The sequence below is a fragment of the Kitasatospora sp. NPDC059803 genome, from assembly GCF_042732255.1.
Lineage (GTDB): Bacteria > Actinomycetota > Actinomycetes > Streptomycetales > Streptomycetaceae > Kitasatospora.
Window position 1 is genome coordinate 1 of record NZ_JBHWIJ010000466.1, and the last position, 777, is coordinate 777.

Consider the following 777-nt stretch of genomic DNA (forward strand, 5'->3'; position numbering starts at 1 on the left):
AGAGGCCCTGTGCGTCCGCCGTCGCGCCCCCCGGCCCCCGCGGGGAGCGGGGCCCCCCCGCCGGCCGGGGGGGGGGTCGCGCGGCCGCCCCCCGCGCGGGCGGGGCGCGCGGGGGGGCGCCGTCGCTTCGGGCGCGCGGTCACTGCTCGGGCGCGTGGTTACTGCTTGGCCCACTCGACCAGTTCGATCACGACCCCGTTCGGGTCGGTGACCTGGAACAGCTTCTCGCCCCACGGCTCCTCGCGCAGCGGCAGGGTGATCTCGACCCCTTCGCCGCGCAGCCGCCGCTCCTCGCCGGTGAGGTCCTCGACGACGAACGCCAGGATGACGCCGGACGCGGTCCGGTCGCGCTGGCCCTCGGGCAGCACCTCCAGGCCGCGTCGCAGGCAGACGACGTCGACCCCGCCGCCGGGGTGCTGGAGCGAGACGAAGCCGTCGGCCGACATCTCCTCGCTGTAGCCGAAGTGCCGCTGGAGGAAGGCGGCGGAGGCGGTGACGTCCTCGACGGTCAGGGCGAGGGTGGTGGTGGTGATCTGCATGGCGGAGCCCTCTCGTCGGCGCGAGCGCGCGGTTATCCCGTACGCAGTACACTATACATAGTACGGAGAATTGCGCGAGGGATGTGCGGCCTGGGCCCGGACGCGGGGGAAGGCGCGGGGAAAAGCCGTAGGGGGGCGCCCCGGGGGGGGGCGCCCAAACGCGCGGGGGCGGTGTGTTATAAAAAAAAACCAGCCCACCAGACTACATTGGATGTGGGTGTGCGGGGTGTGGGGGGTC

The 777-nt window shown here is 73.5% G+C and carries 1 protein-coding gene; it reads right to left on the reverse strand.

The window, feature by feature from the left end; translation table 11 throughout:
• Positions 1-158 precede the first annotated feature (158 nt).
• On the reverse strand, positions 159-539 hold the full coding sequence (locus ACFV6I_RS38115) for a VOC family protein (RefSeq protein WP_380430738.1): 381 nt from the start codon (positions 537-539) through the stop codon (positions 159-161).
• Positions 540-777 lie beyond the last annotated feature (238 nt).

What these genes read in the sequence shown, in the direction of transcription:
- ACFV6I_RS38115 (WP_380430738.1), bottom strand. Translation starts at nt 539, where the DNA reads ATGCAGATCACCACCACCACCCTCGCCCTGACCGTCGAGGACGTCACC.